Here is a 25,690-nt window from a genome sequence, read left to right as displayed (position 1 = left end):
AATGTTTATAAAATATGCGCAATCTGGTGGAAGCCTGATTTGCTCATGATAGTACTGCAATCCTTCCGGATTGGCATTGGTCTCAAGTGCAAGGGAACCCGTTAACGATGGTAGAAGCGCTCGGCATTCACGAACTCTGGCTGTTTATCCTCTCCGGGTTGCTGCTCAACATCACTCCGGGGCCGGACACGGCCTATATTATCGGCCGCAGCATCCAGTTCGGTTGGCGCGGCGGGGCGGCCGCGGTGATCGGGATCTGCTCCGGCTGCCTCGTTCACGTGTTCGGTGCCGCGATCGGGTTGTCCGCGTTGTTAATGGCGTCATCCGCCGCCTTTACTGTCCTGAAATGGGCCGGCGCCGCCTATTTGTTGTTTACAGGTGTGCAGATGCTGCTGTCGCGCTCGCGCCCGCTGGCGGAAGCGGCAGCTACAGGCAATGGCTCGGCGGGCAACGAGACGTCGCTTGCCCGCGTGTTCTGGCAGGGCGCCCTGACCAACGTGCTCAATCCCAAGGTGGCGCTGTTCTTTCTGGCGTTCCTGCCGCAATTCGTGGCGGCGGAGTCTCCCCACAAGACGGCGGCCTTCCTGGTGCTCGGCCTGATCTTTATCACCGGCGGCATGTTATGGTGTTTCTGCATCGCCGCCTTCGCGGCCAGGGCCGCCGGGCGTATCCGGCAGTCGGCCGGCGCGGTGGCCTGGATCAACCGCACGCTCGGTGGGCTGTTCGTCTATCTCGGCATCCGCGTGGCAATGCTGGAGGCGCGCTGAGGTCCGGTCGCCTGTCTGGCGAATTCCCTGACGAGAAATGAGCGGGTTTCCGGCATTGGCTTCCGGAGAAGCTACGACATCAACTTCGCAAGCGCATTGGTGGCGAGGTAGATGCCGAGCACAATCATGCCGATCTGGAACCAGTGCCGAAAGACATCCGGCTGCAGCCGTGTCCGCACCGCCTGTCCGATAAACATGCCGGCAAAGGACGCCGCCATGGCGATCGCGCCGGGCAGGGCGGTTGCAGCCGTCAGCAGGCCGGCGCCGGTGAGGTTGAGACCAAGCGCCAGGGTCGCGACCGTGAAGAACACGCCCAATGCCTGGATCAGTTCTTCCTTCTCCATGCCGATCGCCTGCAGGAACGGCACGGATGGAATGACCTGGACGCCGGTTGCGGCAGAAATCATGCCGGTGATCACCCCGACGATGCCACCGACCCATTTTTCGCTTTGGGGGGCAACGGTGAAATTGAATTTGCACAGGCCGATGATGGCATTGATCGCCAGCAACAGGCCGAGTGCGATGGTGGTGTAGCGCGCATAGGGGCCGGTCAGCGATCCCGCGTTCAGCCAGATGCCGGCGGCCGTTCCGGCCAGCAACGGCCATAGCCGTCGGAAAATATCGCGCAAGTACGGGCCGCCGAAGGTTTGCCAGATGTTGGTGACGATCGCCGGCACGATGACGATGGCGATCGCCTGGGCCGGCGGCATCGACACCACGAGCAGTCCCATCGACACCGTCGGCAGGCCGAGCCCGAGTGCGCCCTTCACGAAGCCCGCGAGCAGGAAAGTGGCAGTGACGAGGAGAAGCAGGGAATCGAACATGCGGGGGAGATTGACCTATCGCGGTAATCGGCACAATCTGGAGGTTACGGAGGCAGCCTTCGCCTGAGGCGAAGGCTGGCGCCCCCTCCGTCATTGCGAGGAGCGAAGCGACGAAGCAATCCATTGCGCGGCATAACGGATAGGTGGATTGCTTCCGCCTTCGCTAAAGCCACGGCGGACAAGTCGCTTCGCTCGCAATGACGGCTCAAAGCGGTTCACGCCGTCAGGAATCCCGATGCGCTTCGATCTGGTCGATCTTCAGCTCTTCGTTGCAGTGGCGGAGACGCGCAGCATCACCAACGGCGCGGCAAAGGTTCATCTTGCGCTGGCCTCGGCGAGCGAGCGGATCAAGGGACTGGAAGACGCGCTTGGCGTTGCGCTGTTGACGCGCGGTCGCCGCGGCGTCGAGCTGACGCCGGCCGGTGAAAGCCTGCTCGATCACGCGAGAATCGTGCTCCACAATGTAGAGGCAATGCGCGGCGATCTCTCGGCGTTTGCCCGCGGCGCAAAGGCCACCGTCCGCTTCCTCGCCAACACGTCGGGGCTTTCGGAATATCTGCCGAAGGCACTGGCTGCTTTCCTCGCCGCGCATCCTCACATTTCGATCGACGTGGAGGAGCGCGAAAGCGCGGAAATCGCTCGCGCTATCGTCATCGGTTCCGCCGATCTGGGGCTCGCCGCCGAGCACGCGCTTGCCGACAATATCGAACGGATGCCGTTCAGCGAAGATCGCCTGGTGCTGGTTGCCGGGCGGGACGACGAGCTGGCGAACCGGCGGCAGGTCGATTTCAGCGAGGTGGTGCAGCGCGATTTCGTCGGCCTGATCAGCTCGATCGCGCTGCACACCCATATCAGCGGACACGCGGCGCGTCTCGGCGCGCGTCTGCGCTTTCGCGCGCGGCTGAACAGTTTCGATGCGATCGGCCAGATGGTCGCCGCCGGCATCGGAATCGGCGTGATGCCTGAGGTCGCCGCAAAACGCTGCGCGCGATCGATGAAGATCAATGTGATCAGGATCAGGGATTCCTGGGCCAACCGACGGCTCGTGATCTGTGCCCGCAGTTTCAAGTCGCTGCCCCGGCCCGCGCAGCAATTGGCCGAGCACTTACGCAAATGCGCGCCGCGTTGAAGGTGGAAGGAGACTGACATGCTCAAGGTCTGGGGACGCCGCAGCTCGTTCAACGTCCAGAAGGTCATGTGGCTGATCGGCGAACTCGAACTGCCGCATCAACATATCGATGCCGGAGGGCAGTTTGGCGGGCTCGATGCGCCGGATTTCCTCGCGATGAACCCCCACGGCCGCATCCCCGTGATCCGGGATGATGCCGCAACGGTGTGGGAATCGCATGCGATCCTTCGCTACCTCGCCGCGCGCCACGGTGACGGACGCTTCTGGTCGGATGATCCTGTTGTCCGCGCCGCTGTCGACGGCTGGATGGACTGGTCGCACACCGCGCTGCAGCCCGATTTTCTGGTCGGCGTGTTCTGGGGCTTCTATCGCACGCCCGAAGACAAGCGAAACTGGCCGGCGATCAATGCCGCGCTCGCGCGGTGCGCCAAGCAGTTCGGCAAGCTGGACCGGCTCCTGGAAGGCCGATCTTTCCTGCTCGGCGACACGCTGTCGCTCGCCGACATTACCGCGGGGACATCGCTATACCGGTACTACGAGCTCGAGATCGAGCGACCGCAGCTGCCCTGTGTGGAGCGCTGGTACCGTTCCTTGCAGGAACGCGAAGCGTTCCGCACCCACATCATGATTCCGTTCGGCGAGCTGCGCGGACGCCTGCTTGATTTTTGACGCGCTTTGCGAGGCCGTTACTTGGCCGAAGCAAGGTTGGCGGCCTTGATGACGCGCGCCCATTTTTTGGTCTCGCTTCCGATGTAGTCGCGGAAATGCCCCGATGTGTCGCCGGCGACCGTCAGGCCCTGATCGGCAAGTTTCTGTCTCACCTGCGGATCGTTCATCGCCTCGTTGGCGAGGCGGTTCAGGGTGTTGACGATCGCCTCAGGCGTTCCGGCCGGCGCGATCATGCCGTACCAGTTTTCGATCAGGAGATCGGGCATGCCGACCTCCGCGGTGGTCGGCACGTCGGGCGAGGTGGGGGCGCGTTTTGGCGCGCCGAGCGCAATCGGGCGCAGGGTGCCGGCCTTGATATGCGGCAACAGCACCGGCAGATCGAGGAACGCCATCTGCACCTGCTGGCCGAGCAGATCGTTGATGGCGGGTGCGGCGCCCCGGTAGGGCACATGCACGATGTCGATGCTGGCCGTCAGCTTGAGCAGTTCGCCGGCAAGATGCGGCATGCCACCGACGCCGGCGGATGCGAAATTGAGTTTCCCGGGCTGTGCCTTGGCGAGCGCAATCAGCTCCTTCATGTCGCCGGCGGGCACGTTGCTGGCGACGACAAGCATTTCCGGCACCGTCGTCACCAGCGTGACGGGTGCGAAATCTTTCGCCACGTCGTACGGCACCTTTTCCATCGTCGGGTTGATGACCAGCGCGCTCGCGCTCACGATACCGATCGTGTAGCCATCGGGGGCGGCCTTGGCGATCGCATCGGTGCCGAGCACGCCGGCCTGGCCGCCGCGATTGTCGATCACCACCGGCTGTTTTGCGATCTCCGACATGCGCTGGCCGACCACGCGCGCGATGATGTCGTTGGGCCCGCCGGGCGGGAACGGCACGATCAGCTTGATCGGTTTTGCGGGGAAATCCTGCGCGGCCGCTGCGGCCGGCAGCAGCACGGACACAACGGTGAGAAGCACGCGAAGAGTCTTCATGGAAGCCTCCGGTCACTTGTCGTGGCCGGGCCGGCACGACGTTTCGTGCCAGATGTTCCGGCTATTCAGTCTTCAGTGCAGCCATCGTCAGGGATGCGTTGTCCGTGTCGTAGTGCTCACTTCGTCGTCACGACTCCCGCGTCCTTGATCACCTTCGTCCACTTCTTGGTTTCGCTGTCGATAAAGCCTCGGAAATGTTCCGGCGAGTTGCCGACCAGCGTTGCGCCCTGGGCCGCGAGCTTTTCCTTCACGGTCGGGTCGGCCATCGCTTCGGTCGTGATCTTGTGCAGGCTAGCTATGATCGCCGGTGGCGTGGCGGCGGGCGCCACCATGCCGTACCAGTTCTCGATGATCATGCCGGGCATGCCGGCCTCGGCGGTGGTCGGTACCTCCGGCGCCGTCGGCGCCCGCTCGGGCGCGCCGACCGCGATCGGCCGCAAGGCGCCGGCCTTGACCTGCGGCAGCAGCACCGGCAGGTCGAGAAAGGTCATCTGCACCTGCTGTCCCAGCAGGTCGTTCACCGCCGGCGCGGCGCCGCGGTAGGGCACGTGCACGATGTCGATATTGGCCGTCAGCTTGAACAATTCGCCCGCCAGATGCGGCAGGCTACCGGGACCGGAAGAGGCGAAATTCAGTTTGCCCGGCTCCGCCTTGGCGAGTGCGATCAGTTCTTTCATGTCCTTGGCGGGGACGTTGGTCGCGACCACCAGCATCTCCGGCACGGTAGCGACCAGCGTCACCGGCGCAAAATCCTTCAGCGTGTCGTAGGCGACCTTTTCCATGCTCGGGCTGATGGCCAGCGCGCCCGCGCTCGAGATGGCGATGGTGTAGCCGTCGGGCGGGGCTTTCGCGACCGCGTCGGTGCCGAGCACGCCGCCCTGGCCGCCGCGGTTGTCGATCAGCACCGGCTGTTTTGCAATTTCGGACATGCGCTGGCCGATCACGCGCGCGATGATGTCGTTGGGGCCGCCGGCCGGGAACGGCACGATCAGCTTGATCGGTTTTGCGGGGAAATCCTGCGCCGAGGCCAAGACTGGCATCAATACAAGCGACAATAGCAGCGTCAGTCCAGCAAACAGCTTGCCCGGCAATCTCATAAATGCTCCCCGATGGCGCATCTGTCGTGCGCGTTGGCTGGCATCGTACGCAATGAATCGCGCGATGCAAGGTCCTGTCGGTTGCAGCGGGCGCAAGCCGCTTCAAAACAGGAGTTCGTCCGTACGCGCGAGCCGGACTGACCGCTGCGTGATCAGATTGCTCCAGACCCAGTGGTGGTGACGGACGACGCTCGCGGCGTCGAGGTGAGGCCGGTCGTTCAGGGTATGGCCATCGGTCACCACCACGACGTTGTGATGATGTGAGACGGCTGACCGGACGGTTGCATCGACGCAAAGATCGGTTGCCCATCCCGTGATAAAGACGCGCTCGGGCGCCATTTCCTTCAGGCGCGCCGCGAGGTCGGTGCCGACGAAGGGATCGTTCAAGATCTTGCGAATGACAATATCGGCCGGCGTCCGATGAAGCGCTGGCAGAAGCGCCCAGCCCGGCGTTTCAGGCACGAAATCGTCTTCCGTGCCGCTGCAGTGCTGGACGAAGATCACCGTGCCTGACCGTTCGCGGACCTTTGCGGCGAGCAGGTTGATTCGCTCGATGACGCCGTTCAGATCGTGCTTCGGCTCACCGTTAAGGAGCCCGACCTGCATATCGACGACGATCAATGCATCCATCGGGCTCTGCGCGGCTGTGTCCCTAGCTGTTGAGCAGTTTCAGCGTGGCCTCATGCACGCGGGCGTCGCCAGCGGCGACGATGCGGCCGCCGCTCTGGGCGGGCTTGCCTTCCCAGTTGGTGACGATGCCACCGGCGCCGGTGACGATCGGGATCAGGGCCGCGATGTCGTAGGGCTTGAGCTCGGTCTCGACCACGAGGTCGAGATGGCCGGCCGCCAGCATGCAGTAGGAATAGCAGTCGCCGCCATAGCGCGACAGCCTCACCGCATTTTCGACCCGGCTGAAGATCTCGCGGTCGGCGGCGTTCATCAAAAGCGGACTGGTGGTGAAAGAAGTGGCTTCCTTCAGCGTCGCGCAGCGTCGCGTGGTCAGCCGCCGCTCGCCCGATGGCCCGGAATAATGTGCCGAGCCGCTGTCGCCGGAAAAGCGCTCGCCGATATAGGGCTGGTGCATCATGCCGAACACCGGCGTGCCCTTGTGCAGCAGCGCGATCAGCGTGCCCCAGATCGGAAATCCCGCAATGAAGGATTTGGTGCCGTCGATCGGATCGAGCACCCAGACATAGTCGGCGTCCTCGCGCTCGTTGCCGAACTCCTCGCCGACGATGCCGTGCTGGGGAAAATTCGCCTTGATCAGGCGGCGCATCACCGCTTCGGCCGCGCGGTCGGCCTCGGTGACCGGGTCGAAATCGCTTGCGCTCTTGTTGTCGATCGAGAGCGAGGTCCGGAAGAACGGCAGGATGGTCTCGCCCGAAGCCGTGGCAAGGCGCCCGATAAACGCTGTGAAATCGATGACCGTCACGGCTGTCCCTTACCGCAATAGAAATGTCGGCCTATTGCCTATCCCAATCCGGGCGGCGGCGCACGACCAACGCGGCGTTATTCCCACCGGTCTTTCGGGGCCGGCTTTCGAATCGGCTTTCGAACTAGCTTCGTTTAGGCGTGGATTTTTGGTTAGCCCGGCCATCACAAAGTTGCGAGTTTGGCATACCAGCACTGCAGTGAACACGGAACTCGCCGCGCTTCACTCGTAAGTATTTGATATTACTGTAGTAATTTTCGGATCCGTCAGTGTTGCCGATTCGCCAGACTGGACCCGGCTTGCACCGGAAGAGATCCGAAAACTCTTGCCTTTTGTGCAGCGCGGTCGCATATTGTTGCGGTGCGGTAGCGCCTCGCGCTATCGCTGCCCTCCTTGGGCGTTTCCTCCCTAGACTTGGGCCGCTTGTTCATTCAAGCGGCCCTTTTTTCTTTCGGGGTCCGACATATCGAGATCCCGGATCATCGCGGCGAAGATAAGCCTCTACTCCGCCGCCGCCTGGAATGGCCCGAGATCGCCGAGCGGCACCTGCGCCAGCGCGTCGGCCAGCGCGGAAAAATCGGCGGCCACCTGGGCAAAGCGCGGGCTGCGCTCGCGGCGGCGCTCGTCCATGTAGATCGCGCGGTTGAGCTCGAGCTGCACGGTGTGCAGGCCGCTGGCCGGGTTGCCGTAATGCTCGGTGATGAAGCCGCCGGCATAGGGCTTGTTGCGGCCGATCGAATAGCCGCGACCGCTCATGATCTGCTCGACGATTTCGGGCAGGAGGCTGGCGCAACTGGTGCCGTAGCGGTCGCCGATCACGATGTCGGGCCGCCGCGGCTCGTCTCTGGATACGCCGACCGACGGCATCGAATGGCAGTCGACCAGGATCACGGTGCCGAACGCCTGATGGGCCTTGTTGATCAGCCGCCGCAGCGCGCGATGATAGGGCTTGTAGAGCGCTTCGATCCGCCCCAGCGCCTCGTCGACCGAAAGCCGCTCGCGATAGATTTCCTGTCCGTCGCCGACCACGCGCGGAATGGTACCGAGACCGCCGGCGACCCGCATCGAGCGGGTGTTGGCGAAGCTCGGCAGGCGCCCGGTGAACATCCGCGGATCGAGCTCATAGGGCTCGCGGTTCACATCGACATAGGAGCGGGGGAAATTGACCCGCACGGTCGGAAAACCCTGCTCGCAGAGGCCGCCGATCAATTCGTCCATGAACGAATCCTCGGAGCGGCGGAGCGCCGCAAGGTCGATCCGGGAGGCGTTGAGGAATGCCGGGGGATAGACCGAGCCGGAATGGGGGGAGTTGAAGATGATCGGCGCCCGCCAGCTCGCCGGCTCCACGATCTCGAACGGAGGCGACAGTTCGCCATCAAACTGGGTCATCGTCGGGCGCCGTCCCTTGCATGTCCGCATTCCCTTCCGCAGCGGTCGATGAGGCGACCGATTCTGCCGGTGAAGGGCAGGGTTTTGGTTTTGTAAGGATGCATTGTCCGTAATCGTAATCATTCTGCCAAGCGAAAAAAGCCGTCATGCTCTCAGAAGGTGTCGCAAATGCCCGAAAAGCGCCGCCTTGATCGATCCTGATGCGCGCTGCTAATCGAAAATTGAGCTGCCTGCCACCGCCAAGAAGCCGTTACCTTTCACCCGAAATTTACCCTCTGTCAGGCTTAGTGAGCGGAATGATCCTCCAAGCCGGGTTCGACGACTGACCGCCATGCACAAGATCCTCCTTGCCGAAGACGACAACGACATGCGCCGCTTTCTGGTCAAGGCGCTCGAAAACGCCGGGTTTCAGGTCTCGCCCCACGATAACGGCATGTCGGCCTATCAGCGGCTGCGCGAGGAGCCGTTCGAGATGCTGCTGACCGATATCGTGATGCCGGAAATGGACGGCATCGAGCTGGCGCGCCGCGCCTCGGAACTCGACCCCGACATCAAGATCATGTTCATCACCGGCTTTGCGGCCGTGGCGCTCAATTCCGATTCGGAGGCGCCCAAGAACGCCAAGGTGCTGGCCAAGCCGGTTCACCTCCGCGAATTGGTCAGCGAAGTGAACAAGATGCTGGCGGCCTGATTCGGCGACCATTTCGCGCGAAATCACCTCAGAAATTACTTCCAAGCGTCCTTGCGGGGGCGCTTTGGAGCCGATATACGGACCCCACCCAATACGAATAAAGCTGGAGCGGGATGACGACTGGTCGTTCCATTCTAGGGCACGTAGCTCAGCGGGAGAGCACTACCTTGACATGGTAGGGGTCACAGGTTCGATCCCTGTCGTGCCCACCATCTTCCAATTAAAATCAATGATTTAGCCGGCTGCTTCCCCGACACTTGTTCCCGGAAAACGGCTGGCGAATAACTTGGGAACACCGAGCCAGGAATTGGGTTTTTCGGCAGTTCGCGCGGGGCTGGGATAGCGTGCGCGTCCGGGACACTGGTATCGAGATCACGCGCGAGGCGCGTGGCATCATCCACCTCACAGTGATCAAGCCAGCGCGCGGCGGATGAAGCCGGAGGGATCTCGCCGTCGCGCGTTTTCATGTTGAACGCCTAGCGGCGCCCAAGAGCCCCAAATTTGCGTTAGGGGCCGAGAGCAAATTTCAGTTTCTAAAATTGCCGCGCGGCATCAACCCAATGATGTGATGATGTCCCTCGCCGTGCTGTTCGCTTTCCGGATGAGAGCAGACACACAGCAGGAGAGGTCTGGATTTCCGCTAGTGACCCCGTCTCCGACATCACCCTCCGGCCCCACAACCACGCGCATGCCCTGAGTTTGCCCTTGGCGAGTCAATCGTCAGCCGTCCTACAAAGTGCCAAGCTACGTAGGCGTGTTACTAACTGCCTTGAGGTTGGACGAGTCACCTGCGGAATAGTCCGCCCACCACACCCCCCACAACGCCGTGCACCGCGCCGCCGATCGCACCGATTGGACCGCCGACACCACGCGAATAGCGAGCACGGCCCCCAGCGCGACGACGGTCTCGATGGCCAGATTTGCCAGCCTCCGCCGCAGCGTCCGTTAGTACCTTGTGCTGTTCAGCGTTGAGGAAGCCAGTCGTAGGGTAGCCGTGCTCCTCCTGCCAGCGTGCGATGACGGCGCGAGTCGATTCGTCGAACTTCCCATTGACCTTGGTCTTGAACCCGAGCTTGGTTAGCCCACGTTGCACTCCACGACGCTTTGCCTTGGTGAGGCCGATCTGTTCCTCGGCCTCCTGAGTCGCTTCATCGGTAGCGATTGCCGTTTCGGCGGGTGCCAATGTTTCGCGAGGCGTGCTGCTCAGACCAGCCTTGGCAAAGTGCGCGCTGTCGACGATCGCTAGGATGCACAATGCTAGGATCAAGGCGCGCATGGCCTTTCCTTCGCCCTCAAGTCTGCCGATGGTTCGATCTAGAAAATAAAGATACACCGCGCCGTCCTGAACTATCAACGTCCGACGGCGCCACTCCGCTTCGTCGCGGGGTAACTGTTGCCCGTGGCACACGGTTCCCTAGCCTCGCGCCGATTGTTACGCCGCATTGCACGCGGGAGCATGGGATCGGTCGGCGCGTCTTGATCCGCGCAACGCCAACCTCACGCCGGTAACCCGGCCTTGAGTAATCCTGCCTCGTGGCGCGCGCGATCGGCCGCCTGCTTGTAGTGCTGGGTGGCAAGATAGTTGGCCACCGAGAAACCCGGTTCGAGTTTCACGACCTCGGCGGCATGCGCCGCAGCCGCAACACCGTCGCCCATCTGCGCGAAGATGGCGGCGAGGAAGGCGTGATGGGTGAAGTCGGGCCGCGTGATCCGCGCGAACGCCTCGGCGGCCTCGACAAATTTCTCCGCGCAATAATATGCGCGGCCGAGGTGATTCCAGAAGCGTTCGGGGTGGAACGGGTTGAGGCGCATCGCCTTCCTGATCCAGGCGATGCCTTCTTCCGGCCGTCCCAGCCAGGTCAGAAACTCGCCCTGCTGCACCACGACCAGATCGTAGTTCGGGTTGAGTGCGAGTGCCCGCTCCTGATGGTAAGCGGCCCTGTCGTGATCGTCGCGCGTCAGGTTGACCGCGGCCAGGATGCGGTGAACGTCGCTGTCATTGTCATCGAGCGTCAGCGCAAGCTGTAGCTCCGCCGCCACCTGCTGGAAGGTGGCGTCGCGGTCCGCGCACCAGGCATAGACCCAGGTCTGGCCCAGCACGCACGCCTTCCAGGCATGGGCGTGCGCATAGTTCGGGTCGAGCGCGATGGCGCGGTCGAGCAGGATCTGCGCCTGTGCATTATCTTCGCGCCGTGAGCGGTGGTGCAGGACCTTGGCGGCGAGCACGCATTCATAGGCTGCCATGTTGTCCGGCCGCTGGCGCTTCGCGCGTTCCTGCGTGGCGGCCTCGACGCGGCCGGGAAGTGTGCTGACGATGGCGCCGGTCACCTCGTCCTGGATCGCGAAGATATCCTCGAGCTTGCGGTCGTAGCGTTCGGCCCAGACGTGCCGGTCGGTTTGCGCGTCGATGAGCTGCACGGTGACGCGGACGCGATCGCCAACCTTGCGCACGCTGCCTTCGAGGACGTATTCGACGCCGAGCTCGCGCGCGACCTCCTGCACTTTCACCGCCTTGCCCTTGTGCACGAAGGCCGAATTGCGCGAGATGATGAGCAGATCATGGAATCGCGACAGCTCGGTGATGATGTCCTCGGTGAGCCCGTCCGCAAAGAATTCCTGTTCCGGATCGCCGCTCATATTGACCAGGGGCAGCACGACGATGGACGGTTTTCGGGTTGTGGTCGCCGCTGCCGCGTCGTCCTTGCCGCTCATCACGGACGCCTCGGCGGCATCCGGCTCCAGCCGCACCCGAAAGACATGGATCGGACGGCTGATGTTCTTGACGGTCTGGTTGCCGATATCCACAAAGGCGATGTCATCCAGCCGGTCGCCGACCTGATCCCGCACGGCGCCCGAGACGCAGATTCCGCCGGGATCGGCGAGTACTTCGAGACGCGCCGCGACGTTGACGCCATCGCCGAAGATATCGTTCTCCTCGATGAGCACGTCGCCCAGATTGATGCCGATGCGGAACTGGATCCATCGCGCGGGCGACACATCGGCATTGCGCCGCGCCATCCGGCGTTGCACCTCGGCGGCGCACGACACCGCGTCGACGACGCTGTGAAACTCCACCAGCATGCCGTCGCCGGTGGTCTTGATGATGCGGCCCCGGTTTTTGGCAATCGAGGGATCGATGAGCTCGAGGCGATGGGTTTTGAGGCGTGCGAGTGTCCCCGCCTCGTCGACCTCCATCAGCCGGCTGTAGCCGACCATGTCGGCGGCAAGGACCGCAGCGAGCCTTCGCTCGGGTCCGGGCGCGTCCATCTTCGCCTCGCTGACCGGCAGTCTATCAGATTTGCCGCATCGGCCAAGGTGAGCACGTGACGCGGCCTGCAAGCATCAGGGGTACCCACTCCAGATTGCAGTGATGAGCTCCGAAAGGTGCAGGTGGTCCCACGCGGGTGCGCAGAAGAAGCGGGCGACTACGGTACGTGGGGAGGTGGATGCTAGTTCCTCAGTGTCTGACTTATCCGGGTCACCACGCCGTCCCACTGGCGCTTCTCGGCGGCGGGATAATTGATCATGACGCAATTCATGGTGCCGTTGCCGCGGTTGCAGCGGTTGTACCAGATGCGGTCCTTGCGAATGCTGGAGACGACAAAGAAGTCCGACGTGATCCGCTTGTAGATGATGCCGGCCGGCGGGTTTTGCTTCGCCAGGAACGTGGCAGGGGAGTCGTTGTCGGGATTGGGAACGGACTGCACCGTCAGGTCAGCGCGGCGGTCCTCGGTAAAAAACCGTCGCCCGGTTCCGCCCTCAGGCGGCCCGGCATCGCTGGTGAAGATCGAGACCGGCATGTCGACGCTGGTCCCGGTGCTCGCGATCACATATGGCCGCCACTCCGTATTCGCGGCGATGGCGAGCGTCGGAACGAAGCTCAAGGCGACGAGGGCAGCGCAAAAGTACGGCGCAGGCATGGAACGATCTCCGGTTCGTTTCGAGACAATCGAATCCATCGAGGTTCGTTCCAGCTTGAGGACATTCTAGGGCGCTGCCGCGTCCGCGATATGCTTGCCAGCGATATACCCAAACGTCAGCGCGGGGCCGAGCGTGATGCCGGCGCCGGGATAGTTGCCGCCCATGATGCTCGCCATGTCGTTGCCGGCAGCGTAGAGGCCGGCAATCGGCTGGCCGTGTTCGTCTAGTGCCCGCGCGTGCGCGTCGGTTTTGATGCCGGCATAGGTGCCGAGATCGCCGATCACCAGCTTGATGGCATAGAACGGTCCGTCCTTGATCGGTGCGACGCAGGGGTTCGGGCCATGCAGCGCATCGCCCTGGTAGCGGTTATAGGCGCGCGATCCCTTGCCGAACGTGGGATCGCGCCCCTCCGCGGCTGACGCGTTGAATTCGGCGATCGTTGCCTCGAGCCCTTGTCGGTCGATGCCGGTGCGGTCGGCGAGTTCGGCGAGCGTGGTGCCGCGCTTGAGGTAGCCGGTGGCGAGATGATGGCGCAGCGGCATCGGAAACGGCGGCACGCATCCAAGGCCATATTTTCGCAAGGCGTGGTGATCGCACAGGAGAAACGCCGTGATCTCCTCGCCTGATTTCGCCGACTTCACCATCGCCTGCACGAAGTCGTGGTAGGAATTGCCTTCATTGGCGAAGCGCTTGCCGTCGCGCATCACGGCGATGACGCCGGGTTTGGCACGATCGATGAAATGCGGCATCACGCCCTTGGAGCCGTCCTTGCGCTCGGTGATCGACACCGGCACCCAGGCCGCGGCATTCGGCAGCGTGTCTTCGATACGGCCGCCCGCCGTCTCCGCCAGTCGCAATCCATCGCCGGTGTTGCCGACAGGACCGGGCGAGAAATGCGCGGTGCCATCGGGAGCGTGCGGAAACATCGTCTTGCGCCGTGCGACGTCGTGCGGGAAGCCGCCGCAGGCCAGCACCACGCCGCGCCTGGCATTGACGCGGATGAGCTTGCCATGGCGTTCGACGACCGCGCCACGCACCGCGCCATCCTCGACGATCAGTTCATGCACCGGTGACGACAGCCACAACGGTATCTTCAGGTCGAGCGCGGATTTTGCGAGACGCCCGGCCAGCGCATTGCCGTTGGTCAGCGTCATGCCGCGGCCGTGGCGCATCACGTCCATCGCGTGCTTCGACAAGCGCTTTGCGACATAGATCGCCGAGGTCAGCGATTTGGTCGCGCGCATGAAATGGACGATGTCCTTGCCGGAGCCCAGCATCATACCGAACACCGTGAGTTCCGGGAGGGGACTGCCGATATCCTTGATATGCTCGCCCAGTTCGCGGCCATCGAACGGCCGCGCCACCATCGAGCGGCCACCCTGCGCGCCGCCAGGCGCTTCGGCGTGGTAATCCGGAAAGGTCAGCGGCATGTCGAAGCGCACGGCGGTCTTGCTGGTGAAGAAATCGACCGCCTTCGGCCCTTCGCTCAGGAAGGCGTCGACGCGTGCGGCATCAAAGCTGTTGCCGGCCTCATGCCGCAGATAGGTCTTTGCCTGTCCCTCGCTCTCCTCGATGCCCCACGCTTTCGCCAGCGAGGTGCCGGGAATCCACAGCCAGCCGCCGGACCGCGCGGTGGTGCCGCCGAAGCGGGGCTCCTTCTCGACGATGAGCACATTGAGGCCGTGGTGCCCGGCAGTGACCGCCGCCGACAGCCCGCCGCATCCCGAGCCAACCACCAGCGCGTCGCATTCGTAAGTTTCCTGTTCGTTGCCGGCCACGCGATACGTCCTGCCTTTTCCGATTTTGGGCGGACATTTGCAGATGATTAGATTTGCCTGTCAATCGTGGGACGCCTCTTCGCTTCTCCCACAAGGGGAGAAGGAAGAAGAAGGACCGCTCAATTCCCCGTCTCGAACGAACACGTCGCGCCGCCGCCGGCCTTCTGCCTGATCTCGGCTGGATCCAGCGTGCAGTTCAGTTTCGAAAGGCTTTCGAACACCGATCCGGCGGCGCCATCGGGCGGCACGCCGGCCATGGCTTCGGTCGCGAAGATCTCGCTGGCGCGTCGGCCGGTGATGGTCTGCCTGGCGCCCTTGAAGGTCAGTTCGCAGGAGCGCGCGGTGATGTCGACATTGCTGACACGGCAGACGATCTTGTCCGCGGTGACCGAAATCTTCTTGGTGTAGCGCACGCCCGACTGTCCGACGAAGAGTGCTGAAACTGCTTCGCGTTCATCCGAGGTCAATAGCGGTGAATACAGCGCTACCACGCCGGCGAGCGCCAGCGCGGCCTGTCCATTGGCTGTCGCGGGGGCAGCCGATGCGGTCGACGCGCCGCATGCGAGAAGCGAGACGGCGAGAACCGCCAGCCTGCCGAATTTGATCTTCATTTTCTTCTTCCCCCAATCGCCGCGCCCATTGCGCGGACATTTGGATAGGGATGGCTTTGTCTGTCAATCGCGAGGAGGTTTTCCTTCTCCCGCAAGGGGAGAAGGGAAACCGCTGTGCAACTTGGGCAGGGCCGCCCCCCAAGTTATGCGCTTGCGTCGCCACAGCATCGGCGGCACAGTTCCGGGCGCGGCACCAAGACCGCCAAGAAACAGTATCCGAGGAACCTCCATGGCGGCCACGCGGATCGACTGCGATATCCATCCCGCGGTGGGCGGTACCCGCACAACGCTGCTGCCCTATCTCGACGACCACTGGAAGGAACAGGTGGTCAGCCGCGCCATCGACGGCCTCGATCTCAACTCCTATCCGCCCAACATGCCGTTCACCGGCCGCGCCGACTGGCGGCCGGCCAATGGCAAGCCGGGCAGCGATCTCAAGATGGTGCAGCGCGGTGCGTTCGACCAGCTCGGCTCGAGCCACGCGATCTGCAATGTCGTCTATGGCGCACAGGCGGTGTTCGATTCCTATATGGCGGCCGGCTTCTGCAAGGCGATCAACGACTGGATCGCGGCCGAATGGCTTTCGAAGGATTCGCGGCTGAGCGCGTCGATCGTGGTGCCGATGCAGGCGCCGGATCTGGCGGTGGAGGAAATCGAGCGGCGCGCGGCCGACAACCGCTTCGTCTCCGTGCTGGTGCTGGCGCAGGGCGAGACGCTGCTCGGACGCCGGCACTACTGGCCGCTGTGGCAGGCGGCCGCGAAGCACAAGCTGCCGGTCGCGATCCATGCCGGCAGCGCCTATCGCACCGCGCCGAGCTCGATCGGCTGGCCGTCCTATCGCTACGAATATTATCTCGCCGAAGCGCAGGCGTTTCAGGCCCAGCTCCTGAGCCTGATCTATGAGGGCGTGTTCGGTAAATTTCCCGATCTCAAGGTCGTGCTGATGGAGTCGGGCGTGAGCTGGCTGCCGGCCTTCATGTGGCGCGCCAACAAGACCTGGCGCGGCGTGCGCGTCGAGGTGCCCTGGGTCGAGCGCGAGCCGGCTGCGATCATTCGCGACCATGTCCGCGTCACCATGCAGCCGTTCGACGGCCCGCCGGATACCGCAGGCGTCGCCGACGTCATCGAGCAGATCGGCTCCGACAAGATGTTCCTGTTCGCATCAGATTATCCGCACTGGCAATTCGACGGCGATGATCCGATGCCGCCGCATCTGCCTGCCGGCATTGTCTCGCGGATGTGCGCCGACAATCCGCTTGAAACCTTTCCGCGGCTGAAGCTCGCTGCCTAGTTTTGCAAGGAGGATCGCATGAGTGACGTCATCGACCGCCCCATTCTCGCCGAGGAAGCCGCCACCCAGAGCCGGCTGCGCATCATCGATTGCGACGTGCATCCGAGCATCCACGCGCATGCCGATATCGAGCAGTTCCTGCCAAAACGCTGGCAGGAGCATTTGCGCACTTACGGCAGCCATCTGCGCACGCCCTATATCGGCACCACGCCCTATCCGCGATCCTCGCCCTTGATCGCGCGGCGCGATGCCTGGCCGCCGACCGGCGGGCCTCCGGGCTCCGATCTCGATTTCATGCGCAAGCAGCATCTCGATCCGCTTGATATCGAATACGGCATCTTGCAGGTGCTCGATCTCTTCATCTTCTCGCAGCAGAACCTGGAATTCGGCGCCGCGATCCAGCGCGCCATCAACGACTGGCAGCTCGGGTTCTGGTCCGACCGCGATCCGCGGCTGAAAGCCTCGATCCTCGCCGGGCAGGACGACACGGCGTTCGCTATCGCCGAGATCGAGCGCTGCGCGAAGATCGGCCGCTATGTGCAGATCAATGTCTGCCCGCGCGCCAACGAGCCGCTCGGCCGCCGCCGCTACTGGCCGATCTATGCCCGCGCGCAGGAACTCGGCCTGCCGCTCGGCATCCATGTCGGCGGTTATGGCGGGCACGCGCCGACCGGCGGCGGCTGGCCGTCTTATTATGTCGAGGAGCATCAGTCGAACGCGCATACCATGGCGTCGCAACTTACGAGTCTGGTGCTCGAAGGCGTGCCCGAGCGCTTCCCGAACCTAAAGATCGTCTTCATCGAAGGCGGCTTTGGCTGGATCCCGTCGGCCACCTGGCGCATGGACCGGCATTTCGACGCGTTCCGCAGCGAGGTGCCGCATCTCAAGCGCCGGCCTTCGGAATATGTGAAGGAGCAATTCTGGTTCACGACGCAGCCGATCGACGAGCCCGACGAGGGCAAACACCTGCGCTCGCTGATCGAGTGGGTCGGCGCCGATCGCCTGCTGTTCTCGTCGGACTACCCGCACTGGGATTTCGACGACCCGCGCTACGCCTTCAAGACGCCGCTGACGGAGACCGAGCGCCGGAAAATCTTCAACGGCAATGCGCGCGCGCTCTACAGGCTCTGAGTAACGACAGGATCACATGGCCCGCCACATCGTCGCTCGCACGTCAGACATCCCGCCCGGTGGCAACAAGGTCTTTGGCGTCGAGGGCCGCGACATCGTCGTGTTCCATGTCAACGGCGAATTCTTCGCGCTGCTCAACCGCTGCCCGCATGAGGGCGCGCCGCTGGCGAAGGCGGCCTGCGTGGCGCGGCTGACCTCGCCGGAGCCGGGTGTCTATCAGCGCTCGCGCGTCGGCGAGTTGTTGCGTTGCCCGTGGCACGGCTGGGAGTTCGACATGCGTAACGGGCAATCGTATTTCGATCCGAAGCGGGTGAAGGTGCGTTCCTATCCGGTCGCGGTCGAGAGCGGCGAGGAACTGCAGAAGGGGCCGTATGTGGCCGAGACGTTTCCGGTGCGTGTCGAGGACAGCTACGTGATTGTAGAGGTGTAATCCGTAGGGTGGGCCAAAGGCACACTTGCGCCGTGCCCACCATCTCTCCGCGTCCTCGGCTTCAATGGTGGGCACGCTTCCGCCTTCGCTCGTTGAGCTATGGCGGACAAGTCGCTTTACGCACCCTACGATTCTGGGAGCCGAATTATGACCCATCGCATGTCGTGCCGACCGCCGTTGAAGGTTCTCGCCTGGCTTGTCGGGTTGCTGTGCCTGCCCGCGGCGGCCGACATCGCGCATGCCTGCACCTGCGATTCAATCTCGCCTGCCCAGGGTTTTGCACGCACGCAATACGTCTTCATCGGCAAGGTGCTGGAAGTGAAGGACCATACCTGGACCGTCGACGTCGATCGCGTCTGGAAGGGAGCCGACAGACTGGCTGCCCGCGTCAGGTTGCTGGACGTCTACAAGGACATGGATTGCGAGTTCTACTTCGAGACTGGCCGCGCCTACCTCTTCTTCGCAATCGTGGCGAAGAGCAGCCGCTACGTGTTCTACCAGCCCGAGGTGTGCAACTGGACCAGCGCGTTGCGCTCGAAGCGCGTCGCCGGCCCGCACGGCGAGGTCTGGCTCGAAGATTTGATCGTGCAGAATTACGGTCCTGGCGAGCCGCCGAGAGCCGAGGATCCATGGAAGCGCCTGGAGGATCACGACCGCGACGATCGAGACTGACTGTCACGTTATCTTCGAGATCTAATCAAGTTTCCCGGTCAGCCCATCGACCATCGCGCGCACGATGGCCGCGATCTCCTCGCGCAACGCCTCGACCGGCACCGCAATCAGCTTCTGTTCGAGGCCGAGCAGCACCATGCCGTGCACGGCGGAGAACAGGCTGCGCGCCGTGACGCCCAGCTCGGCCGGCGTTCGCGTCGGAAAGAGTTCGGCGAGCGGGCGATAGATGTGGCGGAACAGATTCATCTGTTCGCTGATCGCCCATTCCGGCACCGGCTTGCCCGGCGCCATACGATGCTCGAACAGCGCACGCCACAGTTCGAGATTTTCGGCGGCGAAATCGCAATAGGCGACGGCGATGCGCACCAGCGTTTCGCGAGGCGAGGCGGGACCGTCGCCTTCGGCTGATGTGAGCGCTGTGTCGAGCCGCGCCAGCGTGCGCGATCCGACCCGCAGGATCAGTTCGTCCACGTCCTCGACCAGATTGTAGACCGCGCCATTGGCGACGCCGATGTCCCGGGCCAGATCGCGGGTTTTTAGACCCGCCAGTCCACCTGCGGCAATCCGTCGCTCCCCCGCCAGAACCAGCGATTCCCGATGAATGGCTCGTCTTTCCAATGCTTTAGACATCTTTCACCTGCTTTGAGCATTGCTCAAAATAATTCTTGAGCAATGCTCAAGATGTGCTACAAGTAACTCATGAGCATTGCTCATAACACAGGGAGCTACCGATGTTCAAAACTGTTTTGACGCTTTTCCGGGGCAGCGTGGCTGTCGCAGGGGAAGAACTGGAAGACCGCGCGGCGCTGCTCATTCTCGATCAGCAGATGCGCGATGCGGCGGCCGCCGTCGAACGTTCCAAGCGCTCGCTGGCGCTGGCGATCGCGGGCGACCAGCAAGAGGGCCGTCGCCTCGACGCCACCAATGCCCGGATCGCCGATCTCGAAGTTCGCGCCACTGCCGCGCTTGATGGTGGCCGCGAAGATCTCGCCCGCGAGGCGGCGCAGGCGATCGCCAACCTCGAGGCCGATCGCGATGCCGCGATGACCGCGCGGACGCTGTTCGCGACTGAAATCGCGCGCATGAAGCGTCAGGTCAGCACTGCCGAGGCGCGGATCACCGAGCTCGAGCGCGGCCGCCGCATCGCCCGTGCGGCCGAAGCGGTTCGCAATCTTCGCAGGGGCGGCATCGAAGCGGCACGTCCTTACGAATCCACGCTGCCGGAAGCGGAGAACACGCTGAAGCGCCTGCGCGAACGGCAGATCGAGGCCCAGGCCGCCGCCGACGCCCTGATCGAACTCGACGCCGCCAGCGGTCCGCTGGCGACCGCCGAAAAGCTCGCCGAACAGGGCTTTGGCCCTCGGCTCAAATCAACCGCGGACGACGTGCTCGCGCGGCTGAACGCCAAACGCACGCAAGCTGCCTGACACTGAACCCGATCGATTAAACCCATATCAACAGGAGATTATCATGAACCAGAACGTCCAACCCCACAGCGGTGCCTGGGTTACCTTCACCTACGTTTCGTTCTCTGCCTCGGCCTTCATGGTCGCCATCGGCGTGTTCTTCCTGCCGCTCGATCTGTGGATCAAGGGCTATCTCGCGATGGGCATCGTGATGCTGGTGCAGTCCTGCGTCACCCTGACCAAGACCGTGCGCGACATGCACGAGAGCGGCAAGCTGGTGAACCGCATCGAGGACGCCAAGGCCGAACGGCTGCTGATGGAAGTTTCCAAGGCTGCCTGATTTCCAAGACCGTCTGATTTCCAAGGCCGCGTAACCTGTGACGCGGTGCTGGCGAAGGCGGACAGCGGGTGCTTCGGCATCCGCCGTCCGTCGGCGGCCAGGCATGATCGAAGTCGCTGCAGTCTAGCTTCGCGTCGGAAGACTTAAAGGAAGGATCGACTTCAATGAAACGACCCGTGATGTTTCTTCTGTTGGGACCTTCGCTGGTCGCGCTCGCGGTGTGGATGGTTGCTGCTGCCATCGCGGGGCGGATCGACGATAGCTTCATTGGTGTATGCGCAATAACGTCCTTCCTGCTCACCGTGCCGGTATCGGCGATCACCGGGCTTGTGGACGGATATCTTGCACGGGGCTTGCCGGCGCTCTTGAGGGCATTGCTGACCGCAGCTATCGGCATGACAGGCGCCATCGGCCTGGTTCTCGCCTTGTTCACGATCATGTTCTCATCGACCGTGCCGCCAGAGGTCATGAACGGAGCACTCTGCGCGGGCTTCTTCCTGCTGCTGCCGATGGGCTTGTGCTCGCTGTTGTCGAATGATGATGGCAACCGGCAACGACATTCGATTGAACCGGCCTGCGCGTGAAGACGGGATGTGAGCGCCGCGTAACCTGTGACGCGCGGCGCTAGCGAGCGCGGACGGCCTATGTCTCAGCATCCGCCGTTTGCTTGGCCCGTAACCTCGACTGATTGCTTGGCGCTCCGATTGCAAGACTGGGCCGACCGCAGATGTTCAGGATGTTTCGCAGGTCGCTTGCTGTGTTCGCTATCTTGGCGGCGATCATCATCGCCGCAAACTACACGCCGCTGTTGTTCTTGCATTCAGATCAGGACAACTGCGCTTTCGGGCCCGTCTCAAATGAACAGTACCGCGCCTATTTGAGGGAAGCGAAGAACAGGCAGCGGACCAAATGGTCGGCGTTCAGCCGAGATGACCAAGGGATAGGGCGCGAACTAAGGTCCCGATTGTCCGACATGGACGCAGACGGAGCTACGGTTTACGAGCGCATTGCAATTATGCACGCCATCCTTCGCGCAATTGGCGCGGAATATCTTAGTACGGACGGAAGGACGGAGGCTGACCCATTTGAGGGTGCCCGCAAACGTCGCCGGGACGTCGAATTCCACTATCGGGTTGATATCAACCGTTTGGTTTTCTTTCAGCCGTATCCAAGGCAGGAATGGATCATTGCCACAATTCAGGACCCGGACATTCCTCGCCCGGAGATTACGAAGCTGTACGGAGATCGGAGCATTTCCGCTGCAATGGTTTCCATCTTCGACCATCCGCCGCTGGAATTCTTGACACCTTCGGGACAAAGCTGTCCGCCTTCGCCCTCACCGGAAGCAGCTGCACGCTATCAGGCAAAGCCGAAATAAGGGAATACCCATGCCTTCTGAAGGGCCTCCTGAAAATGATGATGGCTGCGGGCATCGGATTTCGTTGGAGCTGCGAAGGGCGTTCGTATTCGTCTTTTTGGGTCCGGTATTCGGAATTCTCGTCGCCCTTGCACAGGAGATTGCCCTACGCGGGAGTATCCCCGGCGACTATGTTGAAGGCTGCGTAACGGTGTATTTCTTCAGCCTGATCGTATCGGTGATCACCGCACCCGCTGACGGAATTCTGGCTTATGTTCTGCCCATCCCTGAGAGGGGGCCGTTGACCGCCGTCGTCGGCGCGGCCGTCGCCGTCGGACTTAGCCTCTATTGGTGGACCCAAATGGGGAACAAGATGGTGCCGCCGTCGCTGTACTCGCAGATTCCGATCGCGATCATCGGCGGGCTCAGCATGGGCGCATGCTCATTGCTCTCGCACAATTATCGCCGCTCGAAGGCTTGATCCGGCCCGGCGTTCGCTGTCATGAATCATTTGACGTCGCCGTTAAATGCATCGTTTACCTTGCTGCAACCTAAAGGTGCTCCACTCATAGCTCCTTAACTGGCGCGGGCGCAGAAATCCTGGGCGGATGAGGCTGCGGCACGGTTTCGTGAAACGCATGCAGTCCGTCTGAGACCGATATTTCATCGCATATTTGCAGGATGGTGCCATGAACCAGAATTCCCCGCATCACAGCAGTGCCTGGGTCACCTTCACCTACGCCTCGTTCGCCGCTTCCGCCTTCCTGGTCGCGATCGGCGTCTACTTTCTCCCCGTCGACCTCTGGATCAAGGGTTACCTCGCGATGGGCATCGTGATGCTCATCCAGTCCTGCGTCACCCTGACCAAGACGGTCCGCGACGTTCACGAGAGCAGCCGGATGGTCAACCGCATCGAGGACGCCAAGGCCGAGCGGCTGCTCATGGAAGTTTCCAAGGCTTCCTAAATCAAGGCTTCCTAGATCAAGGCTTCGTAAATCCAGGCCGCGTTTCCTGTGGCGTGGTCCTGGCGAAGGCAGGCGGCGGGTGCTCGCGCATCCGCCGTTTGCGTATCTTGCGGGACGTTCGACGCGTTCAACACATCGTTTACCTTGCTGCAGCCGCAACTCGCCGCAATCATGGGTCCTTAACGGGCAGGGCGCAGAAGTCCGGTCCCGGAGCAGGCGGGTCGCATGGCGTCTTTCTGGAGCGATAATTCGGCGATACGTCGCGGTCTGGCTCAGGTCGGGTCCACCGCCGGGCGCCTGCGCGGTTACGCCGCCTTCTGGCTGAAGGCGCTGCGCCAGCCCAACATCGATCTTGGCCTGCGCACCCATTCCGGGCTGGTCACGCGCATTGTCGAAGCTCCCGGCCTGTCGCTCTCCGAAGCCGAGTTGGACGAACTGGTATCGCAACTGCGCGTTGTGGCCGCCAAGACGCTGCCGGAGGAGAGTCTTACCTACGGCATATTCTCCGGCGAGCGCGAGCGCCTCTCGCGCGCCATCGTCACGCTGATCTCCGAGGAAGCGACGGGGCGGCCGATCGCCTTCAATGCGCTGTCGGTCATGGAGGTCGAGCTCGACGGCGAGCCGGTGGAGGTCACGCATCTCGGCCTGGTCATGGTCGATCCCGATGAGCGGGGGCGGGGGCTCTCCTGGGTGCTGTATGGCCTGACGGCGCTGGTTCTCTTTGTTCGTGACGGCCTGCGTCCGAAATGGATCTCGAACGTCACCCAGGTGCCGTCGGTCGTCGGCATGGTCAGCCAGACCTTTTCCGATGTCTTTCCGTCGCCGCATCCGGACGCACGCCAGAGCTTTGCGCACCTGCAGCTGGCACGCGGCATCATGTCCCGTCATCGCGCCGTGTTCGGCGTGGGGGAGGATGCCGGTTTTGACGAAGCGCGGTTTGTCATCACCAATGCCTATACCGGCGGATCGGACGCGCTGAAGAAGACCTTTGAAGTCGCGCCCAAACATCGCGACGAGCAATATAACGCCTGGTGCGCGCGCGAACTCGATTACGGAAGGGGCGACGATGTCCTCCAGATCGGCCGCATCGATCTCGCCGGTGCCCGCCGCTACGTCCAACAGGACGTGCCGGCCGGCTCAATGCCGGCACTGCTCGCGGCTTCCGCCGTGCTGGCGCTGCAGCGGTTGATATTGCCGGTGGTCTACTGGTTCGACGATACGCGTCCGTTCGGCAGCTTGCGCCCATGGCTGGGGAACGGCCGATGACGCTTGGTGAAATGACATCTGGCATGATCGCCGATTCCATCGTCAATCTCTGCGGCGCGATCGGGCTTGGCGTTGCCATGGTCACGCTCCACCGGCGCGATCCCAAGGGCCCGCTGACCCGGCGGCTTCTGATCGCGCTTGGCATTATCGCGTTGCTGTTCCTGGTGCGCGGCACCGCGTGGTGGAGCGGCAGCGATCTGCTCAACAACCTGTCGGCTATTCCGGCCGCGCTGATCCCGCTCGGCGGATTGATCGTCACCGAAGGCATTTTGCGGCGTCATGCCCCGCGGCTGGCCAAGATTGCGATTCTGACCGGCGGCATCGTGCTCGGTCTCGCCGGCGCGGCCGGATTGGAAACCCTCGCGATGCCCGCCGCCATGCTGCTCGCGCTGTTTCAGCTTGTCGGCTTTGTCATCTGCGCCTGGCTGCTCGCAACACGTGACCGGACCATGCTGACGGTATCAGAGAATAGCAGCATCGCGCGCCTCGCCGTCGGCGCCGTGCTGGTCATTCCCTTCATCATCACCGATTTCAGGGTGCTGCTGCCGGATATCCCGGTCAGGCTCGGGGCGTTGGGAGCGCTGCTCGTCGTGACCGCGATCCTGATCGCGGAACGCGGCGCGGAAACGCAGCGTCAGGCGCTGGCGATGACGGCCCTGCGGCTGTCGAGTTCGGCGCTGCTCGGGATCGCCGCGGCGTTTGTCGCGCCGGATGCCGATGCGGCGCAGGTCATGCGATTTTGCGCCATCGCCATCGCGGGCGTGCTCACCATCGGGCTGATGGTGGACGCGCTGCGCGCCCACTTCGAAGCGCAGGTCCCCGGTGTTCTGAATTCCGTCGCGGCCTCGCCGGCCCAGACGCGCGACGCGCTGATCGCGGAACTTGCGCGTCATCCGATCTTCGAGAGCGCTCGGCGTTATCGGGAAAGCGAACTCGTGGCCTACGATCCGCCGCTGCTGCGCGATTTCCTGTCGACCCGGCGGGTGCTGCGCCGTCCCGACGCGCCGTGGGGCCTGACATCGTCCGATCCGGCCGTCGAGCGCGTGGTGTCGCTGCTGGCGGCCAACAGCGCGACCCATCTCATCGTCCTCTCGCACGATCCGATCGACGTCATCGCGCTGGCGGTTCCCGTGATTTCGGCCGATCCGGCTACCGAAACCGCGCTGGCGCTGGTGCGGCGCCTGCTGGCGCTGACGCCAGAGACGACGTGACAATCCGTCACGAGATTTTTTACGCGCGACTTACGAAATGCATCATGATTGTGATAAGACCGCGGCCGTAGCGTTCATGATGGGGCAGGCCGATGTCGAAGCAAGCGATGCGCGAGGAGGCCGAGCGCCTGATCCGCGAGACGATGGCAAAGAAAGCCATCGTCGTTAAACAAGGCAACACAAGGATCGAGGCGGTATGCGGCAAATGCGGCGCGCCCAACCGCGTCCAGGCGGAGAAGGGCGAAACCCGCGTCAAATACACCTGCAAGCAATGCGGCGACAAGCAGGTGACGCTGTAGGCGTAGTTTGTAGGGCGGCGCAGCGCTCTCT

At 63.0% G+C, this 25,690-nt stretch carries 30 protein-coding genes and 1 tRNA gene; 18 read left to right on the top strand and 13 right to left on the bottom strand.

Annotation, left to right across the window (positions count from 1 at the left end; all coding sequences use genetic code 11):
- The first annotated feature begins 107 nt into the window (after nucleotides 1-107).
- Nucleotides 108-767, top strand: coding sequence for a LysE family translocator (locus CQ14_RS27730; RefSeq protein ID WP_057860991.1), 660 nt, complete (start codon nucleotides 108-110; stop codon nucleotides 765-767).
- Between the two features lie 71 nt (nucleotides 768-838).
- On the opposite strand, the gene CQ14_RS27725 is transcribed toward CQ14_RS27730, so the two are convergent.
- Complete coding sequence (locus CQ14_RS27725; protein WP_057860990.1) at nucleotides 839-1,591, bottom strand: sulfite exporter TauE/SafE family protein; 753 nt, start codon at nucleotides 1,589-1,591, stop codon at nucleotides 839-841.
- Between the two features lie 235 nt (nucleotides 1,592-1,826).
- On the opposite strand from CQ14_RS27725, the gene CQ14_RS27720 reads away from it, so the two are divergent.
- Both CQ14_RS27720 and CQ14_RS27715 read left to right on the top strand, forming a co-directional pair.
- On the top strand, nucleotides 1,827-2,720 hold the full coding sequence (locus CQ14_RS27720) for a LysR family transcriptional regulator (protein ID WP_057860989.1): 894 nt from the start codon (nucleotides 1,827-1,829) through the stop codon (nucleotides 2,718-2,720).
- An 18-nt stretch (nucleotides 2,721-2,738) separates the two neighbouring features.
- Nucleotides 2,739-3,389, top strand: a complete 651-nt coding sequence (locus CQ14_RS27715; protein ID WP_057860988.1) for a glutathione S-transferase family protein — start codon at nucleotides 2,739-2,741, stop codon at nucleotides 3,387-3,389.
- A 17-nt stretch (nucleotides 3,390-3,406) separates the two neighbouring features.
- Here CQ14_RS27715 and CQ14_RS27710 read toward each other — a convergent pair whose 3' ends face one another.
- From CQ14_RS27710 to CQ14_RS27690, 5 genes are all read right to left on the bottom strand, one after another.
- Nucleotides 3,407-4,372 (bottom strand): Bug family tripartite tricarboxylate transporter substrate binding protein, encoded by a 966-nt coding sequence (locus CQ14_RS27710; protein WP_057860987.1) that lies wholly within the window; start codon nucleotides 4,370-4,372, stop codon nucleotides 3,407-3,409.
- Between the two features lie 116 nt (nucleotides 4,373-4,488).
- Nucleotides 4,489-5,469 carry a Bug family tripartite tricarboxylate transporter substrate binding protein gene (locus CQ14_RS27705; protein ID WP_057860986.1) on the bottom strand — a complete coding sequence of 327 codons (981 nt, stop codon included), beginning with the start codon at nucleotides 5,467-5,469 and terminating at the stop codon, nucleotides 4,489-4,491.
- 102 nt (nucleotides 5,470-5,571) lie between these two features.
- The gene (locus tag CQ14_RS27700) at nucleotides 5,572-6,099 is read right to left on the bottom strand and encodes an isochorismatase family protein (RefSeq protein WP_057860985.1); all 528 of its coding nucleotides are present in this window, start codon (nucleotides 6,097-6,099) and stop codon (nucleotides 5,572-5,574) included.
- A gap of 22 nt (nucleotides 6,100-6,121) precedes the next feature.
- Nucleotides 6,122-6,901: a histidinol-phosphatase gene (hisN, locus tag CQ14_RS27695; protein WP_057860984.1), complete on the bottom strand. Its 780-nt coding sequence runs from the start codon at nucleotides 6,899-6,901 to the stop codon at nucleotides 6,122-6,124.
- Between the two features lie 501 nt (nucleotides 6,902-7,402).
- Complete coding sequence (locus CQ14_RS27690; RefSeq protein ID WP_057860983.1) at nucleotides 7,403-8,290, bottom strand: N-formylglutamate amidohydrolase; 888 nt, start codon at nucleotides 8,288-8,290, stop codon at nucleotides 7,403-7,405.
- A 331-nt stretch (nucleotides 8,291-8,621) separates the two neighbouring features.
- Here CQ14_RS27690 and cpdR point away from each other — a divergent pair, with 331 nt between their 5' ends.
- Both cpdR and CQ14_RS27680 read left to right on the top strand, forming a co-directional pair.
- Nucleotides 8,622-8,981, top strand: a complete 360-nt coding sequence (gene cpdR, locus CQ14_RS27685) for a cell cycle two-component system response regulator CpdR (protein WP_027539837.1) — start codon at nucleotides 8,622-8,624, stop codon at nucleotides 8,979-8,981.
- 137 nt (nucleotides 8,982-9,118) lie between these two features.
- Nucleotides 9,119-9,193, top strand: a tRNA-Val gene (locus CQ14_RS27680).
- Here the strand turns inward: CQ14_RS27680 and CQ14_RS43935 are convergent.
- The 6 genes from CQ14_RS43935 to CQ14_RS27655 form a co-directional block, all read right to left on the bottom strand.
- Nucleotides 9,164-9,448: a hypothetical protein gene (locus tag CQ14_RS43935; RefSeq protein ID WP_156435491.1), complete on the bottom strand. Its 285-nt coding sequence runs from the start codon at nucleotides 9,446-9,448 to the stop codon at nucleotides 9,164-9,166. The two genes, CQ14_RS27680 and CQ14_RS43935, sit on opposite strands and share 30 nt — an antisense overlap.
- Before the next feature lie 317 nt (nucleotides 9,449-9,765).
- Nucleotides 9,766-10,257: a peptidoglycan-binding protein gene (locus tag CQ14_RS27675; protein WP_057861056.1), complete on the bottom strand. Its 492-nt coding sequence runs from the start codon at nucleotides 10,255-10,257 to the stop codon at nucleotides 9,766-9,768.
- Nucleotides 10,258-10,478: 221 nt separating this feature from the next.
- Nucleotides 10,479-12,248, bottom strand: a complete 1,770-nt coding sequence (locus CQ14_RS27670; protein ID WP_057860982.1) for an adenylate/guanylate cyclase domain-containing protein — start codon at nucleotides 12,246-12,248, stop codon at nucleotides 10,479-10,481.
- Between the two features lie 182 nt (nucleotides 12,249-12,430).
- Entirely contained in the window at nucleotides 12,431-12,901 is a 471-nt protein-coding gene (locus CQ14_RS27665) for a hypothetical protein (protein ID WP_057861055.1), read from the bottom strand.
- Between the two features lie 66 nt (nucleotides 12,902-12,967).
- The gene (locus tag CQ14_RS27660; RefSeq protein ID WP_057860981.1) at nucleotides 12,968-14,680 is read right to left on the bottom strand and encodes an FAD-dependent oxidoreductase; all 1,713 of its coding nucleotides are present in this window, start codon (nucleotides 14,678-14,680) and stop codon (nucleotides 12,968-12,970) included.
- A 119-nt stretch (nucleotides 14,681-14,799) separates the two neighbouring features.
- Nucleotides 14,800-15,291, bottom strand: coding sequence for a hypothetical protein (locus CQ14_RS27655; RefSeq protein WP_347337161.1), 492 nt, complete (start codon nucleotides 15,289-15,291; stop codon nucleotides 14,800-14,802).
- A 229-nt stretch (nucleotides 15,292-15,520) separates the two neighbouring features.
- Between CQ14_RS27655 and CQ14_RS27650 the strand changes: the two genes are divergently transcribed.
- The 4 genes from CQ14_RS27650 (at nucleotide 15,521) to CQ14_RS27635 (ending at nucleotide 18,815) form a co-directional block, all read left to right on the top strand.
- Nucleotides 15,521-16,582, top strand: a complete 1,062-nt coding sequence (locus CQ14_RS27650) for an amidohydrolase family protein (protein ID WP_057860980.1) — start codon at nucleotides 15,521-15,523, stop codon at nucleotides 16,580-16,582.
- An 18-nt stretch (nucleotides 16,583-16,600) separates the two neighbouring features.
- A complete protein-coding gene (locus CQ14_RS27645) occupies nucleotides 16,601-17,713 on the top strand; it encodes an amidohydrolase family protein (protein WP_057860979.1) in 1,113 nt (370 codons plus the stop codon).
- A gap of 16 nt (nucleotides 17,714-17,729) precedes the next feature.
- Complete coding sequence (locus CQ14_RS27640; protein ID WP_057860978.1) at nucleotides 17,730-18,143, top strand: Rieske (2Fe-2S) protein; 414 nt, start codon at nucleotides 17,730-17,732, stop codon at nucleotides 18,141-18,143.
- A 147-nt stretch (nucleotides 18,144-18,290) separates the two neighbouring features.
- A complete protein-coding gene (locus tag CQ14_RS27635) occupies nucleotides 18,291-18,815 on the top strand; it encodes a hypothetical protein (RefSeq protein WP_057860977.1) in 525 nt (174 codons plus the stop codon).
- Nucleotides 18,816-18,836: 21 nt separating this feature from the next.
- Here the strand turns inward: CQ14_RS27635 and CQ14_RS27630 are convergent, their stop codons facing one another.
- Nucleotides 18,837-19,445 carry a TetR/AcrR family transcriptional regulator gene (locus tag CQ14_RS27630; RefSeq protein WP_057860976.1) on the bottom strand — a complete coding sequence of 203 codons (609 nt, stop codon included), beginning with the start codon at nucleotides 19,443-19,445 and terminating at the stop codon, nucleotides 18,837-18,839.
- 101 nt (nucleotides 19,446-19,546) lie between these two features.
- Between CQ14_RS27630 and CQ14_RS27625 the strand changes: the two genes are divergently transcribed.
- From CQ14_RS27625 to CQ14_RS27585, 9 genes are all read left to right on the top strand, one after another.
- Nucleotides 19,547-20,242 (top strand): PspA/IM30 family protein, encoded by a 696-nt coding sequence (locus CQ14_RS27625; protein WP_057860975.1) that lies wholly within the window; start codon nucleotides 19,547-19,549, stop codon nucleotides 20,240-20,242.
- A 43-nt stretch (nucleotides 20,243-20,285) separates the two neighbouring features.
- Complete coding sequence (locus CQ14_RS27620) at nucleotides 20,286-20,561, top strand: YiaA/YiaB family inner membrane protein (protein WP_057851999.1); 276 nt, start codon at nucleotides 20,286-20,288, stop codon at nucleotides 20,559-20,561.
- Nucleotides 20,562-20,737: 176 nt separating this feature from the next.
- Nucleotides 20,738-21,145 carry a hypothetical protein gene (locus CQ14_RS27615; RefSeq protein WP_210183173.1) on the top strand — a complete coding sequence of 136 codons (408 nt, stop codon included), beginning with the start codon at nucleotides 20,738-20,740 and terminating at the stop codon, nucleotides 21,143-21,145.
- 143 nt (nucleotides 21,146-21,288) lie between these two features.
- Entirely contained in the window at nucleotides 21,289-21,939 is a 651-nt protein-coding gene (locus CQ14_RS27610) for a hypothetical protein (protein ID WP_057860973.1), read from the top strand.
- Nucleotides 21,940-21,949: 10 nt separating this feature from the next.
- Nucleotides 21,950-22,399: a hypothetical protein gene (locus tag CQ14_RS27605; protein ID WP_156435487.1), complete on the top strand. Its 450-nt coding sequence runs from the start codon at nucleotides 21,950-21,952 to the stop codon at nucleotides 22,397-22,399.
- A gap of 208 nt (nucleotides 22,400-22,607) precedes the next feature.
- Entirely contained in the window at nucleotides 22,608-22,883 is a 276-nt protein-coding gene (locus tag CQ14_RS27600; RefSeq protein WP_057860971.1) for a YiaA/YiaB family inner membrane protein, read from the top strand.
- A 225-nt stretch (nucleotides 22,884-23,108) separates the two neighbouring features.
- Nucleotides 23,109-24,149, top strand: a complete 1,041-nt coding sequence (locus CQ14_RS27595; RefSeq protein ID WP_057860970.1) for a hypothetical protein — start codon at nucleotides 23,109-23,111, stop codon at nucleotides 24,147-24,149.
- An 11-nt stretch (nucleotides 24,150-24,160) separates the two neighbouring features.
- Nucleotides 24,161-25,360, top strand: a complete 1,200-nt coding sequence (locus tag CQ14_RS27590; protein ID WP_057861053.1) for a hypothetical protein — start codon at nucleotides 24,161-24,163, stop codon at nucleotides 25,358-25,360.
- Nucleotides 25,361-25,452: 92 nt separating this feature from the next.
- Complete coding sequence (locus tag CQ14_RS27585) at nucleotides 25,453-25,659, top strand: hypothetical protein (RefSeq protein ID WP_057838027.1); 207 nt, start codon at nucleotides 25,453-25,455, stop codon at nucleotides 25,657-25,659.
- The last annotated feature ends 31 nt before the right edge of the window (nucleotides 25,660-25,690 follow it).

This window comes from Bradyrhizobium lablabi (assembly GCF_001440475.1).
GTDB lineage: Bacteria > Pseudomonadota > Alphaproteobacteria > Rhizobiales > Xanthobacteraceae > Bradyrhizobium > Bradyrhizobium lablabi.
The sequence above is the reverse complement of the archived record's forward strand: the minus strand, read 5'-3'. Positions and strand labels throughout refer to the sequence as shown.